A 14,927-nucleotide genomic window follows, 5' to 3' on the forward strand; every position below is an offset into this window, starting at 1 on the left:
CATGATTGGCATTATATTTGGCGGTTGATTGTTATCCAACATTGGCATGATGTTTGGCACTTGAATATTTGGCGGTATTACTTGTGGAATAACTACATTTTCTTTCGATACATTTGGTGAAACTATATTTCCTATATTTTCTTTCTTTACCTGTGGTGATACTATGTTTCCTACATTTTCTTTCTTTACTTGCGGTGATACTATGTTCCCTACATTTTCTTTCTTTACTTGCGGTGACACTATGTTCCCTACATTTTCTTTCTTTACTTGCGGTGACACGATATTATCTTTTTTCGTTTGAGGAGAAATGATGTTATTAGGTTTCATTTTAGTAATTTGAGGAGCAATTAACTCGCTTCCTTTTTTAATTACATCTGAAATTTTATATTCCTTTTTCGCTTTTATTGGTGGTTGCGGCGGCTGTGGTAAAACATTTACCGAAAACTTCGTGTTTTCTTTCTCTGCTGGTTTTTGTTTTTCTATAACAGGTGGTTTTTGAATAACAGACGGTTTTTGAATAACAGACGGTTTTTCAACTGGTTTTTCTATTTGAATTGGCTTTTCTTTTTGCACTTCTTTTTGTGGCTTTACCTGTACTTCTTTTTGCGGCTTCACTTGCATTTCCTTCTGTGGCTTTACCTGTACTTCTTTTTGTGGTTTTACTTGCACTTCTTTTTGTGTTTGCTGCATAGCAGGCTGCTGTGTAATTGGCGCTGATTGATACGTAACTTCTTCCTCATCTTCTATTCCAAGCGGCGTTGGTGTTGCTGCAAATTCTTTTTGCTGCACTTCTTTTACGTATTGTTTTGGAGGTGCTGAGCCAGCACCAGCATGTTGTTTCACGTGAACGCTGTTTGATGGTACTTTAATTTTCATACCTGGCATGATTAGATCAGGATTACTAAGTTGTGTATTTGTTTGTTTCAGCGTATCAAAATCCACTCCGTACTTTTTCGCAATTTTCCAAAGGGTATCCCCTTTTTGCACGATATGAATTTTCAAATTTTCCCCCTCCTGTATAACTTATCTATAAGTAACAAATCTCATGAAGTAACTCTTTCTAAATAACGTTAACTTCTTTTCACTTTCATCACTTCTTCGATTTTCAATATCATTTGAAGTGGAATAAGCATAAAAAAATCGCAATGATTTCTTCACAACAATGTATGCCCATTTCGTTCTCGTTATGATTATGTGTATGAAAAAAAGCAACGGGAATCCCGCTGCTTCATACACGCTCTAACATACGATTTAATGCAAGAACCGCTTCTTCAGTCACTTGTTTATCTACGCTAATAACGTTAATTTCTTCTCCTCTTTCTATCGTTTCAAGCGCCCATAATAAGTGCGGCAGATCAATTCGGTTCATCGTTAAACATGGACACATAAAGGGGTTAAGTGAAACAATCTCTTTATCTGGATGTTGTTGAATAATTCGGTTCACTAAATTCATTTCTGTACCAATCGCCCATTTACTTCCAGATGGAGCCGATTCAATCATATCAATAATATATTTCGTTGACCCTGCGTAATCCGAAGCTGCTACAACTTCGTAGCAACATTCCGGATGTACAATAATATTCATATCCGGATGATTCTTCCGTACATTTTCAATATTTTTCACTGTAAAGTTTTGATGAACCGAACAATGACCTTTCCATAGAATCACTTGAATTTCTTCTATATCTCCATCGTACTCTAATGAATCTGTATACGGGTCCCATACTGCCATTTTATCTAACGGGATGCCTAAATCGTACGCTGTATTTCTCCCTAAATGTTGATCCGGTAAAAAGACAAGCCGTTCTTTTTGTGTAAACGCCCAAGATACCATTTGTTTTGCATTAGAAGAAGTTACTGTCGCTCCTCCATTGCGACCACAAAACGCTTTAATGGCAGCTGTAGAGTTGACATATGTTAATGGAATCATCGTATCTCCAAATAATTTCGCGAGCTCTTTCCACGCTCTTTCTGTTTGTTCGATATCTGCCATATCTGCCATCGAACAACCTGCGCGCATATCTGGCAAAATAACGATTTGATCAGCTGTCGTTAACATATCAGCTGTTTCTGCCATAAAGTGTACACCACAAAACACAATATATTTTGCTTCTTTATTGCTCGCTGCAACTTGCGCAAGCTGAAGTGAATCTCCTGCCGCATCAGAAAACTGTACCACTTCATCCTTTTGATAATGATGTCCTGGAATAAATAATGTTCTCCCCATTTTTTCTTTAATTTCACGAACCCGCTTTTCCATAACTTCTGTTGACATCGTGTGATAACGCTCCGGTAACATCGTTTCAATCGGTTGCACTTTTTCTAAAATACTCATATTTCTTTCTCCCCCTCTAAGCCACTTTCCTTACGCCTCAATATTGAAACTAATATCAAGTGCTTTCACTGAATGTGTTAACGCTCCAAGTGAAATATAATCTACCCCTGTTTTTCCATATTTCGATAAATCTTTAATTGTAATGCCTCCCGATGCTTCCGTAACGATGGCACTCGGTACAATCTTTGAAAACTCCCGAATCTCATCTGGCGTACGGTTATCAAACATAATAATATCCGCACCAGCAGCTACAGCCTCTCTCACTTGCTCCTCTGTTTCTGTTTCCACTTCCACTTTCACCATATGCCCTAATTTTTCTTTCACCGATGTAACAGCTTTCGTAATAGAACCAGCAAAAGCAATATGATTGTCTTTGATCATGACACCATCATATAAACCGAAACGGTGATTAAATCCGCCTCCGTATACGACTGCATACTTATCAAACATACGTAGCCCTGGCATCGTTTTTCGCGTATCACAAATTCGTGTATGGCTGCTATCTAAAGCAAGAACAGCTTTATGTGTCATTGTCGCTATCCCACTCATGCGCTGGATAACGTTTAATATAACGCGCTCTGCCGTTAATAACGATGCGATTGGGCCTTGGACAGTTGCGATTATTTCGCCTTTTTCTACAAGATCTCCATCTTTTTTATGAAGCTCCACTTCAATTCTCTCATCAATTAATTTAAACCCTTCTTCAATTACTAACCGTCCCGCAAAGACCCCTGTATCCTTCGCAAGAAACGTTCCTTTTGAAAGTAAATTGTCTGGAAAAATAAGCTGAGATGTTACATCTCTTTCTCCTATATCTTCTAGAAAAAATCGATTTAACGCTTCTTTAACCTTTATCGTATTCATAAAGCCCCTCTTCCCCTCATTACACAAGTTGTAGTTTTCTTTTCACTCGAACGATCTCTTTTTTTACGCTATTTCTATCTGGATAATCACTTCGATAATGGCCACCAATGCTTTCTTCTCTTTGCAAAGCTGATACGACTATAAGCTCACAAACCGTTAACATATTAATAAGCGTTATCTCTTCATTTGTAAGAGCATCATGTTGTAATATCATATTTCGAACACCGTACTTACTAAGCCATCTCTTCGCATAAGATAAACTTTGCTCTGTTCGTACAATCCCAACATATTTCATCATGCATTCTTGTATTTCTTCTTTCGTCGGCAAATGATTCAGAACGATAAATTTCTTTTCCTTCTCAGCGAAGTTGTTCAATCTGTCTTTTGTCGCTTTAGTTAAAATATGTTGTCCTATTCTTTTTCCAAACACAAGACCTTCTAATAATGAATTACTTGCTAACCTATTTGCTCCATGAACACCATTACAAGCTACTTCACCGACTGCATATAAATTTGGAATGGACGTCTCTCCATCACAGTTCGTTTTCACACCGCCCATATGAAAATGAGCACCTGGTACGACTGGAATGCGTTTTTCATTTATATCAACACCATTCTTTTTACACAATGATGATACAGTCGGAAAACGTTCTTCGAAATTTTGGATAGGCTCAATATTCAAATACACTTTTTCACCCGCCAACAGCTGTTCATGAATCGCTCTTGCCACTACATCACGCGGTGCGAGATCATAATCAGGGTGTATATCCATCATAAAACGCTGTCCTTTTCCATTTATAAGGACAGCTCCTTCACCTCGAACAGCTTCAGAAACGAGGCCACTGCATCGCTCGCTCGCATATAACATCGTCGGATGAAATTGTACAAACTCTAAATCTACGAGCTCCCCACCTGCGCGGTATACCATCGCAAGTCCATCACCCGTAATTGTCTTGTCATTAGAAGTAAAGGCATATAGACCGCCAATCCCCCCTGAAGCTAACACCGTATAATCTGCAACGTAACGCTTCAGCTTCCCTTCACTATTTCTTGTTAAAACTCCACCACATTTATCATTTTCTATAATAAAATCGAGCACCATTTCCTGTTCCACTACCGTAACGTGCGGCGCTACTTCTTGAATGAAATGCTCTAATAAATTCTTTCCTGTTGCATCGCCACCTGCATGTAAAATGCGACGCTTTCGATGTGCACCTTCTTTTCCAAGATGGGGACCTGTTTCATCTCCATCGAATTTCATTCCATTTTCAATGAGATTATTTATTTCTTTCGGCCCTTCCTCAACTAAATAACGGACCACATCTTCATTGTTATAATGACATCCTGCTACTAACGTATCTTCCAAATGTTCATTTGGATTGTCATATGTAGCAACCGCTGCGGCAATTCCACCTTGCGCTAAATGTGTATTATTATTACGATTCGTTTCCTTTGTGATAATAATCACATTCTTTTCGTGACAAATCTCTTTCGCAACACGAAGTGCCGCAACACCACTTCCAATAATTAAGACATCTGCACTTGGCATAATTGTTGCCTCCTACTTTACACTTTTCAACTGTCTTGACACCTATATTTACATAGTTTTAAAATAATGACAAGAGTTTTTTTATAATTCTTATTTTCACTACCATTAAAAAAATAAAAGAAATGTAACTCTTACTAGAGAGAGGACCTTACATGATGATATATCTTGACTATGCAGCTACTACACCTATGAGTGAAGAAGCGTTACAAACATATATGAAAGCAGCATCGCAATACTTTGGAAATGAACAAAGTTTACATGATATTGGAGGAACAGCCTCTTCTTTATTACAAGTTTGCAGAAAAACATTTGCTGAAATGATTGGCGGAAAAGAACAAGGGGTATTCTTCACAAGCGGTGGCTCGGAATCCAACTACCTTGCGATTCAATCCCTTCTAAATGCCCGAAATAAGAAGCATATTATTACAACACCTATGGAACATGCATCCATTCGAAGTTATTTTCAATCTCTAAAATCACAAGGCTATACGATTACTGAAATTCCTGTTGATAAAAGTGGACTCATTCGTTTAGTAGATTTAGAAGCGGCTATTACAGAAGATACTGTTCTAGCAAGCATACAGCACGGAAACTCTGAAATTGGAACCGTTCAAAATATCGCAGAGATTGGGAAACTCTTAAAAAAATATAACGTTTTATTCCATTCAGATTGTGTGCAAACATTTGGTAAACTTCCTATCCATGTTTTTGAGATGGGGATTGATAGTCTTTCTGTTTCAGCACATAAAATATACGGACCAAAAGGTGTTGGCGCTTGCTATATAAACCCGCAAGTTCGCTGGACACAAATATTCCCAGGAACCTCTCACGAAAAAGGTTTTCGCCCAGGCACAGTAAACGTTCCTGGCATCGCATCTTTTTTAACGGCTGCTGAGAATATATTAAAAAATCAACAGGACGAAAACTTACGTTTTAAGGCGTTACGATCCTACTTTTTAGAGCGATTACACACAATCCCGCTAGAAATTGAAGTAGAAGGTCATTCTACTTCTTGTTTACCACATATTATTGGGGTTACAATAAAAGGAATAGAAGGTCAGTATACAATGCTAGAATGTAATCGCCGCGGTATTGCCATTTCTACGGGAAGTGCTTGCCAAGTCGGTAAACAAGAACCTTCGAAAACAATGCTTGCAATTGGAAAAACGTATGAAGAGGCAAAACAATATGTTCGCTTCTCTTTCGGACAACAAACAACGAAAGATCAAATTGATACTACTATTCATGCACTACACACAATTGGAAATCAATTTTATAGAGGTGTTAAATCATAATGAAACAAAATGACCAAAAAAAGATTTTAGGTGAAGAAAGACGACAACTTATCCTTCAGTGGCTTCTTGCTGCAAATGAACCGTTATCGGGGAATGAACTATCTAAAAAGACGAACGTAAGTAGACAGGTTATTGTGCAAGATATTTCCTTGCTTAAAGCAAGAAACGAACCGATTATCGCGACTGCTCAAGGCTATTTATATTTAAAGCCACAAGAAAAGCAACAAGCTTTCGAACGCGTAATTGTATGCCAACATAAACCAGCAGAAGTACGTCAAGAACTTACAATGCTTGTTGACCACGGTGTTACGATTAAAGATGTAAAAGTTGAGCATCCTGTATACGGTGACTTAACAGCATCTATTATGGTAAGTAATCGCTTTGATGTAGAGCAATATTTACAAAAAATCGAAAACACAAATGCTTCCTATTTATCGCAATTAACAGATGGTATTCACTTACATACAATTGAAGCAGATTCAAAAGAAAAGTTAGATGCTGCTTGTGAGGCACTAGATAAAGCAGGGTTTCTCGTTTATTAATGTAAAGCACAGAGTTTTTATAATTCTCTGTGCTTTTATTTTGTAAGTGATATAATATTGTAATCAATCGTAAAGGAGATCAACTATGGGAATTGAACTCGTTCACTTTAGCATTGGCAAACCGAAACAAATGAAATATAACGAAGATAAAGAAATGATTACTGGTATATGTAAAGAGCTTACAGAAGAAGCTTTCCTCTCAAAAGATGGCTTCATTGGTGATGATGTAGCAGATTTAAAACACCATGGGGGACCTGATCGCGCCGTTTGTGTGTACTCACACGAGCATTACGCACTATGGGAAGAAGAATTTCAAACTACGCTTCCAGCTTCCACATTCGGTGAAAACATTACTGTAACAAATATGTTAGAGCGTGATGTTTGCATCGGAGATACATACCAACTAGGCGAAGCAATCATTCAAGTGACACAAGCAAGAGTACCTTGCAGCACTATTTCAAAACGTCTCGGTATTCCTGGCATACTGCCGCGCATTGTAGCAACTGGATTTACTGGCTACCTATGCCGCGTTCTTCAGGAAGGTACTGTACGTAAAGATTCTAAAATTACATTACTAGATCGTCCATCAAACAATGTATCTGTTTTATTCTCTAACGAAATTTATTTTCATAATAGAAAAGATAAAGATGGCATTGAAAAGATTCTTGCTGTAAAAGAGCTAGCCGATATTTGGCGTGATCAGTTAGAGGATCGTCTTGCGAAGTTAAAATAAAAAATCCCACCATTATAGGTGGGATTTTATTTATCTATCAGACGGTCTACTAGCGACTGAAATTATATCGAATTAACTACTAATACTCCCCTTTACAACCAATAAGAAGAATAACTCCCCAGCACAGTAACAGAAAAGCCGAGTGCTTCGAGTTCCATCGTTACACCTGGCAACAATACATCATCGTACGCTTTATCAACATCGATTAAGAAAAAGTAATTTCCAAGACCCGTTTTCATCGGGCGTGATTCGATTTTTGATAAGTTTAATTTTCTCCATGCGAAAGCTGATAACACTTGATATAGTGCCCCTGCATAATCAGCAGGTAACGTTATCATAAGCGTCGTCTTCTCTCCACGGTTTTCTCCGTTATTTGGGAGTACAGCTTTCTTTTTCTTATGCAGAACGAGGAAACGTGTATGATTGTTTTTATGCGTATGAATGCTACGTCTTACGATCGTTAATCCGTATTTTTCTGCAGCTGCTTCATTTGCAATGGCGGCAATTTTTTCTTCAGGATGTTCTTTCACATATTGCGCAGCGGCACTTGTTGACGTCATATCTCGGACGGTTACCCCTTTTAATTCTTCATTTAAAAACTTATGACATTGTGCAATAGCGTGTGGATGCGAGTGCACTGCATATACTTCTTCCCACACTTCTGCATACTGCGGATGTACAAGTAAATGTTGCTGAATTGGCACTGTAATTTCTCCTACAATAGAAAGTGGTTGCTCATGCACAAGATAATCAACTGTTATATTCACTGAACCTTCTATGGCGTTTTCTAATGGTACCACTGCATAATCTACATTTCCATTTGCAGCTGCATCAATGCAGTCTGGAATCGTTCGATACGGTACATGCTCTGCTTCCGGAAAAAAACGACTCACCGCCATATTTGTAAATGTTGCTTCTGGTCCTAAATATCCTACTCGAATCATCGTCTTTTCCCCTCTTTTTCGTTTTCTTACTGTTATACCATACTTTTTTATATTCTTCTATGTAAATTTCGAATATTTAAAAAAGACTAGCATTCGCTAGTCTAAATGTTTTCTATATTCTCTTTGAGCAAAAAAGAAATAAATGATGCATGCAGCCATATAAAATAGAATAAACAAGCCTACTTTTCTTAATGAACCATCCATAAAGATTGTATTATGAAACGTATATAACGCAACTGCACTATGCATACTCCCTACTATAATTGGCGCAAAAAATAGCATACATAATTGCCAGCGAGAAATCTTCCATACTTCTTCCTTCGTCATTCCCAGTTTAGAGAGTGCCCCGTACTGCTTTCTATCCGTTGAAATATTATGAAACCATTTAAAATATACGATACTACATGATGTAAGGAAAAATAATATACTAATGAATGAGCCTATAAATAGCGTAATATCACCGAACGCTTTCATATTCACATAGAGTTCCATATTACTTCGAAATGCATTATTATCTTGTTTCATATGTTTCCGTAAATCTTCATTTAATTCTTTCGTATTTTCGATATTTGGTAATGTATAGCCTCTATATATCATTTTTTCAGAATCAGGAATCTGATTTGCTATACCGTCAAAGTCTTCATCATTCATGACGAAGAACAGACCATTAATGTGCAAAGGATGATAGTTAAATTGTACCCCTTCCTTTTGACCGTTAAATACGAATGAATAAGTTTGATTCATTACTTGTAGTTGAATCTCTTTTTGATCATATATATACGGATGATTGTATTTACTATAATAAACAAGCGTAACTGTTCCTTTTTTAGGATGATACGTTTTCTGTTTTTGTTTTCTTGCCTCTTGATTGTATTCACTTTCCTTTATAAGCGGCGCTACTTCTGTTTCTCCCTTATTGGACTGAAAAGATGCATACACTCCAACAAAACTCATATATTGAAAATCATCATATCCATATTGGTGCAATAAATGTTCAACCGTACCTTCCGCAAAGACTTCATGAGAAGAAATACCTTTTTCTATGTAAGAAAGTGAGTGCACTCCTCCGCCCCGCCACATATCTTGCATACCAGAAAAATATAAGAACACCGTACCTGTTGCCGTAACTACAAACGTCGTTGCCATTGACATGAGAAAGAAAAAACGACCATTTTCCTTCATTCGATGTGACAATTGATTCACTATAAATAAATACGGATATGTATACATAATCTTTTTATTTCGTTTTATCATTTCTAATACTTGGGCAACTCCGTGTGTAAAAGAAAAGTATGTTCCGAAAAAGACAAGTATAGACACTGGAAAAAAGTATAACGCTATCGTCGTCGGCATCGCCGCTTGTAACGCTAACGTATATCCTACTCCTAAACAAATAAAGCCGAATATACAAAGCCACATTGATGTTTTCTTCTCTTTTTTATCTGTTCGAAATTCTTTCAATAACCGAATGATTTTTATATTCCATATACGTAAAGCACTTATAAAAGATAAGACAACAAATACGACCATATATGTAACAAGCGTTAATCCAATTGCTCTCACGTCAAAAATGACAGGGAGTTCTTTCGGAAGTTGAAGTAACATACTAAATACCATGAAGAAGAGCTTTAAAAAGATCATACCAAGCCCAATACCGAAAATATTAGCAAATATCCCGATCAATATTTGCTCGGTCATAATTACGCCAATTACGTTAGATTTCGTTGCTCCCATTAACATATATAATCCTAATTCTTTCTTACGTGCCTCTATGAAAATAGAAGTAGAGTACAAAATAAATATGACGAAAAAAGAAATGATAATAACATTACATATGATCAGTCCCCAGCGTACGTTTTGATACCACATCGTCTCCTGCATATACGGATGTACAATAACAGACATGTATGCAAAAGACGCAAATATTGCAAAACAACTACTTAAGAAAAATACTTTATAATTACGCCAATTTCCTTTTATATTTTGCAGCGCTAGTTGCCGAATGTTCATCTATCGTCCCCCTATAACTTACTACATAGGCAAAAAGCTAGAGGTTTCTCTAGCTTTGCATGTGTTTCAAATATCCTCTTTGTGCAATCATAAAGTAAATCGCAGAAGCTACAAAGTACGTTCCAATTACAATCGCACCTGATTTCCATAAATCAATATAAAGCATTTTCCCTAACGTATGAAGAGCAAATCCACTATGAATGGCACCGATTAAAATTGGGATAAAGAAGATAACACCCATTTGTCGAATTGCAATTTTACGAATTTCTTTATCCGTCATACCAATTCTCTTTAACGATTTAAATTGAATACGATCTTGTTCTTTATCGTTAAACCATTTAAAGTACGTCATACTACAAGCAAAGAAGAAGAACAGTACAGCTACAAAAAAACCAATAAACATTGTAATTGCTCCTGATTCCCTTATATTTTTATAAGCGAACACCGAGTTATTTAATTCCTCTTGCTTATCTGGTGCAACTTCCTTTTTTAAATCTAACACAAGGTCTTCTGTACTTTTCCAGTCTTCTATATAATAACCGTAATATTTCGTCTTTTCTTCATCTGGTACGAGCTTTGCGTATTTCTCAAAATCTTGCTCATTTACAATGAGATATTCACTATCATTAAAAACAGAAAATGAAGTTGGCTCATTTAATTGAACAGACTGCGTTTGTCCGTTAATTTTAATTTCATACGGTTTCGTACGATCTATCTTCATCATATCGTTCGCCATATCCATTATGACCATCGTTGCACTACCTGGTGCATTATGAACTTCTCTAACTTGCTCTCTCTTTTGTTTACGTACTTCAGCGTTATATTCTTTTTCTGAAACAATCGCCATTGGCATCTCATGTTCACTGTTAAACATCGTGATTTTTTGAGTTCCAGGAAGTTTTACGTACGTTACTTCTCGCGCTTCTTCAAATCCGTGTTTTTTTATTAATTCTTTTGTTTTTCCTTCTTTGATGACATTATGCGTATTTATTCCCTTTTCCTCATACGAAATAGCATGCGGAGTACTAGTTACTGCCTTATAACTCATATCCTCAAAAAATACGTACAGCGTACCAACTGCTGAAGATACAACCGCCGTAATGATAGAAATTACAAATAGAAAACGAGCATTATCTTTCATTTTATAAATAAGATTGCTAAGTACGAACATATTTGGATATGTATAAAAAGATTTTTTTCGTTTTTGTAACGCCTTTAATACGACTGTACTACCTTGTGTAAACAGCAAATAAGTTCCGCCTATCGTCAGCCCTACAATCGGTAAAAACAGAATGATAAAATTCATAAATGTTACTTGGAAGCTAAGTACATATGCAACAATAATACATCCTATACCAACTACACATAACCATGTAAATGCAAAAGGTTCTACTTTTTGTTTTCTTGCTCCTCTTAATAAATCAATAATTTTCAAGCGTCCTACTGTCCAAACGCTAAACAATGATAAGATTAAAAATAGAATAAAGTATACACCTGCTGTAATCAAAACTGCTTTACTATTCCATACGAGTGGTAGTGTTTTATCTATTTTCAATATTACGCTTAATGCTTGGAAGAATAATTTTGAACAAAGCATGCCAAGCCCAATACCCACTACAATTGCAATACTGCCTAACATAAGTTGCTCTAATATAATCATTCGGCCAAGTTGAGATTTTGTTCCGCCTATTAATGTTAATAGACCAAACTCTTTTTTCCTTGCTCGCAAAAATGTTGAATTTGCATATAAAATAAAGAGTGCTGAGAAGATGACTACAATATAATTCATCGATTCTAACCCTTTTGAAATCATCTTCCTCATACTAATATTACCGCCTACAACATCTGGATGATAAATGAAGGAAGCATACATGAAAAATACAACTATCGATAAACAACTACTTATCAGAAACGCTTTATAATTACGCCAATTTCCTTTTACATTATTAAGCGCGAGCTGGCGAAAGTTCATGATATTCTCCTCCTAGCATCGCAAGTACGTCCAGAATTTCTTGGAAAAAGGCTTGCTTCGTTCTTCCTTTATGAATTTCTGAGAAAATCTCTCCATCACGAATAAAAAGGATACGTTCGCAATAACTCGCCGCTACTGGATCATGCGTTACCATTGCAATTGTCACTTTCTTTTGTTCATGTAAGTCTTGCAACGCACTCATTAATGATTTTGCCGACTTTGAATCTAAGTTTCCAGTTGGCTCATCCGCTAAAATTAACGTCGGTTCATGAATGATCGCTCTCGCAGCTGCTGCACGTTGTTGCTGTCCGCCTGATACTTCATATACTTTTTTATTTAAAATGCCTTCGATATTTAAAAACTTCGCAATCTCAAGCACTTTCGCATCGATTTCATTTACAGATTTCTTCGCCATTACAAGTGGTAAAATGATATTTTCTTTAATGGATAACGTATCAAGTAAGTTAAAATCTTGGAAAATAAATCCTAAATGTGTACGGCGAAACTCCGCTAATTTTGCAGCACGCATTTGATTAATTTCTTCCCCATTTACAAGCACATGACCTGAAGTTTGCTTATCAATTGTTGCTAATAAATTTAAAAGCGTTGTTTTCCCGCTTCCTGAAGGACCCATAATTCCTACAAATTCGCCTTTTTCTATTTTAAAATTTATATCGTTCAAAGCAGTCGTCGCTACTGAACCTTTCGATTGATACACCTTCGTTAATCCCTTTACTTCAAGAACACTCATTTCTAATCCCCCTATGTGTTTTCTTCTTACATTTACTATAAGAAAAATAAGAAAAAGAAACGAGTGATTTCCCTTACAAAACGTTTTGTTATCTTACAGTTTTGTCATTTTTCTCATTAATGTATGATATTCTTCATCTTTTGCAAATTGGAACGTGAACGTTGTCCCTTCCCCTTCAGCCGATTGTACATAAATACCGTGATGTAAATTATCGCAAATTTCCTTCGTAATATATAAACCCATTCCAGTCGCTTCTCTCGTTTTACGGCCATTTATCCCCGTAAAGAATGGATCAAATATACGCTTTACATCTTGCTCTGGAATACCGATTCCATTGTCCTTAATATGTAATAATACCTTTTGATCTTTCTCTTCAATTTGAAATTGAATTTCCTTTTTCTCTGCTTCCGAAATTTTTGTATACTTAATCGCATTTACAACAATTTGCCCTATAGCAATACTTAGCCATTTTCTATCAGAGGCAACCATACAAGTATCTTCTTCAAACATCACTTTCGGAAATACAGACGATTGAATGAAAGACTTTCTATTTTCATTAATAATACCCCTAATAATATCTATCACATTTACTACTTCTACTTTATAGTCTTTCGCAAACTGCTCTAACCTTGCCATATGTAACGCTAAATCTAAACCATTTAATATACGGTTATTTTCTTCACGAATACTTTCAACTGTTACTCTCGCTTCACGATGCTCTTTACCAAACTTCTGTAATAGTAATTCAATAACAGATACTGGTGTTTTCATTTGATGAATCCATTGATTCATAAATATCATTTGCTGTTGTTCTTTTGCATGTTGTTTATGAACTTCATTCATATATTGCTGTCTTAATAACGTAAACGATTCAACGACCATCTCTTGCTCTGCCGTATAAGAAGTATCAATAAGTAAGGAATCATGTAATGTATTTCCGCCAATAACATACTTTTCGATCCTCTTTAAAAACACACTCCGTTTTCGGTAATCGTAAATGAGATATACAGTAAAAACAACTGTCCCTAATAAAAGTCCGTATAACCATGTACTCCAATCAATAGATCGCTTTTCTAAAAGACTTTGCAACTGCAAAACGAGCCCAAATAAACAAAGGCTAACAATATAAGAAAGAATTAAAGAAAAACGATCCATGAGGTAATTTTTAACCTTCATGCCCTTCGCCCCACTCTGTAAGAAGCGCATAACCATATCCACGTTTCGTTACAATTGCATTTTTAATGCCTAACTCCTCTAGTTTCTTCCTTACACGTTTTACATTTACGGTTAATGTATTATCATCAACAAAAGCTACCTCATCCCAGAGGGCTTCTAACAATTCTTCGCGCGTTACATATTGATTTGCTTGTTTCATTAAACACTCTAATAAGTAAAATTCATTTTTTGTCAGTTCTGTTTGTTGCCCTTGCCACTCAACAACGTGCTGCGATGGGAATAACAACAATCCATTTACACCTAAACAATCACTTTCTGCTGCAGAAGCATACTCACCATACCCACGTCGAAGTGCACTTTTCACCTTAGCCATTACAATATCTAAATGGAATGGCTTCGTAATGTAATCATCTCCGCCATTCTCAATCGCCATTACTTGATCCATTTCCCCTGTTCTTGCAGAAACAAAAATAATTGGTGCATTCGATACAGTACGAATTTGACGACACCAATAAAATCCATCAAAATATGGTAAATTAATATCAAGTAACACGAGATGTGGATTTACTTTTACAAACTCATCCTTTATATGTCGTAAATCACTTGCTCTAAATGATTGATAGCCATACCTTTCTAAATGCTCTTCTAATATTCCTGCGATTTTTTCATCGTCTTCTACAATTAATATTTTATACATGTTCGTTTTCTCCCCATAAAAAATTCTTATAAAACCACTCCTTTTCTATTATAAATTGA

Annotated in this window: 12 protein-coding genes and 1 pseudogene; 3 read left to right on the forward strand and 10 right to left on the reverse strand. The window is 36.2% G+C overall.

The features are described 5' to 3' along the window. The 4 genes and pseudogenes from exsA to nadB form a co-directional block, all read right to left on the reverse strand. Positions 1-1,002, reverse strand: a pseudogene (gene exsA, locus ACYVEC_RS19210) (spore coat assembly protein ExsA); the annotation flags it as partial. Between the two features lie 226 nt (positions 1,003-1,228). Further along, positions 1,229-2,335, reverse strand: a complete 1,107-nt coding sequence (gene nadA, locus ACYVEC_RS19215) for a quinolinate synthase NadA (RefSeq protein WP_199677528.1) — start codon at positions 2,333-2,335, stop codon at positions 1,229-1,231. A gap of 30 nt (positions 2,336-2,365) precedes the next feature. Beyond that, on the reverse strand, positions 2,366-3,199 hold the full coding sequence (nadC, locus tag ACYVEC_RS19220) for a carboxylating nicotinate-nucleotide diphosphorylase (protein WP_460507909.1): 834 nt from the start codon (positions 3,197-3,199) through the stop codon (positions 2,366-2,368). Between the two features lie 19 nt (positions 3,200-3,218). Further along, positions 3,219-4,748 carry an L-aspartate oxidase gene (gene nadB, locus ACYVEC_RS19225; RefSeq protein WP_063224851.1) on the reverse strand — a complete coding sequence of 510 codons (1,530 nt, stop codon included), beginning with the start codon at positions 4,746-4,748 and terminating at the stop codon, positions 3,219-3,221. A gap of 152 nt (positions 4,749-4,900) precedes the next feature. Between nadB and ACYVEC_RS19230 the strand changes: the two genes are divergently transcribed. The 3 genes from ACYVEC_RS19230 to ACYVEC_RS19240 all read left to right on the forward strand — a co-directional run bounded on the left by ACYVEC_RS19230 (position 4,901) and on the right by ACYVEC_RS19240 (position 7,318). Continuing rightward, the gene (locus ACYVEC_RS19230) at positions 4,901-6,043 is read left to right on the forward strand and encodes an IscS subfamily cysteine desulfurase (RefSeq protein ID WP_098556267.1); all 1,143 of its coding nucleotides are present in this window, start codon (positions 4,901-4,903) and stop codon (positions 6,041-6,043) included. Then, positions 6,043-6,585 carry a transcription repressor NadR gene (locus ACYVEC_RS19235; RefSeq protein WP_000812240.1) on the forward strand — a complete coding sequence of 181 codons (543 nt, stop codon included), beginning with the start codon at positions 6,043-6,045 and terminating at the stop codon, positions 6,583-6,585. The genes ACYVEC_RS19230 and ACYVEC_RS19235 overlap by 1 nt, the downstream gene beginning before the upstream one ends. 85 nt (positions 6,586-6,670) lie before the next feature. Beyond that, a complete protein-coding gene (locus ACYVEC_RS19240; RefSeq protein ID WP_063224849.1) occupies positions 6,671-7,318 on the forward strand; it encodes an MOSC domain-containing protein in 648 nt (215 codons plus the stop codon). Between the two features lie 92 nt (positions 7,319-7,410). Here the strand turns inward: ACYVEC_RS19240 and pheA are convergent, their stop codons facing one another. The 6 genes from pheA to ACYVEC_RS19270 form a co-directional block, all read right to left on the reverse strand. Then, positions 7,411-8,262 carry a prephenate dehydratase gene (gene pheA, locus ACYVEC_RS19245; RefSeq protein ID WP_063224848.1) on the reverse strand — a complete coding sequence of 284 codons (852 nt, stop codon included), beginning with the start codon at positions 8,260-8,262 and terminating at the stop codon, positions 7,411-7,413. A 96-nt stretch (positions 8,263-8,358) separates the two neighbouring features. Next, the gene (locus tag ACYVEC_RS19250; RefSeq protein ID WP_063224847.1) at positions 8,359-10,272 is read right to left on the reverse strand and encodes an ABC transporter permease; all 1,914 of its coding nucleotides are present in this window, start codon (positions 10,270-10,272) and stop codon (positions 8,359-8,361) included. A 49-nt stretch (positions 10,273-10,321) separates the two neighbouring features. Next, positions 10,322-12,244 (reverse strand): ABC transporter permease, encoded by a 1,923-nt coding sequence (locus tag ACYVEC_RS19255; protein ID WP_063224846.1) that lies wholly within the window; start codon positions 12,242-12,244, stop codon positions 10,322-10,324. Next, positions 12,219-12,995, reverse strand: coding sequence for an ABC transporter ATP-binding protein (locus ACYVEC_RS19260; protein ID WP_063224845.1), 777 nt, complete (start codon positions 12,993-12,995; stop codon positions 12,219-12,221). The genes ACYVEC_RS19255 and ACYVEC_RS19260 overlap by 26 nt, the downstream gene beginning before the upstream one ends. 93 nt (positions 12,996-13,088) lie before the next feature. Continuing rightward, positions 13,089-14,171, reverse strand: a complete 1,083-nt coding sequence (locus ACYVEC_RS19265) for a HAMP domain-containing histidine kinase (RefSeq protein ID WP_063224844.1) — start codon at positions 14,169-14,171, stop codon at positions 13,089-13,091. Continuing rightward, positions 14,161-14,868: a response regulator transcription factor gene (locus ACYVEC_RS19270; protein ID WP_000276717.1), complete on the reverse strand. Its 708-nt coding sequence runs from the start codon at positions 14,866-14,868 to the stop codon at positions 14,161-14,163. Before ACYVEC_RS19270 ends, ACYVEC_RS19265 begins: the two co-directional genes overlap by 11 nt. Positions 14,869-14,927: the final 59 nt, after the last annotated feature.

This window comes from Bacillus sp. MN7755 (assembly GCF_054771475.1).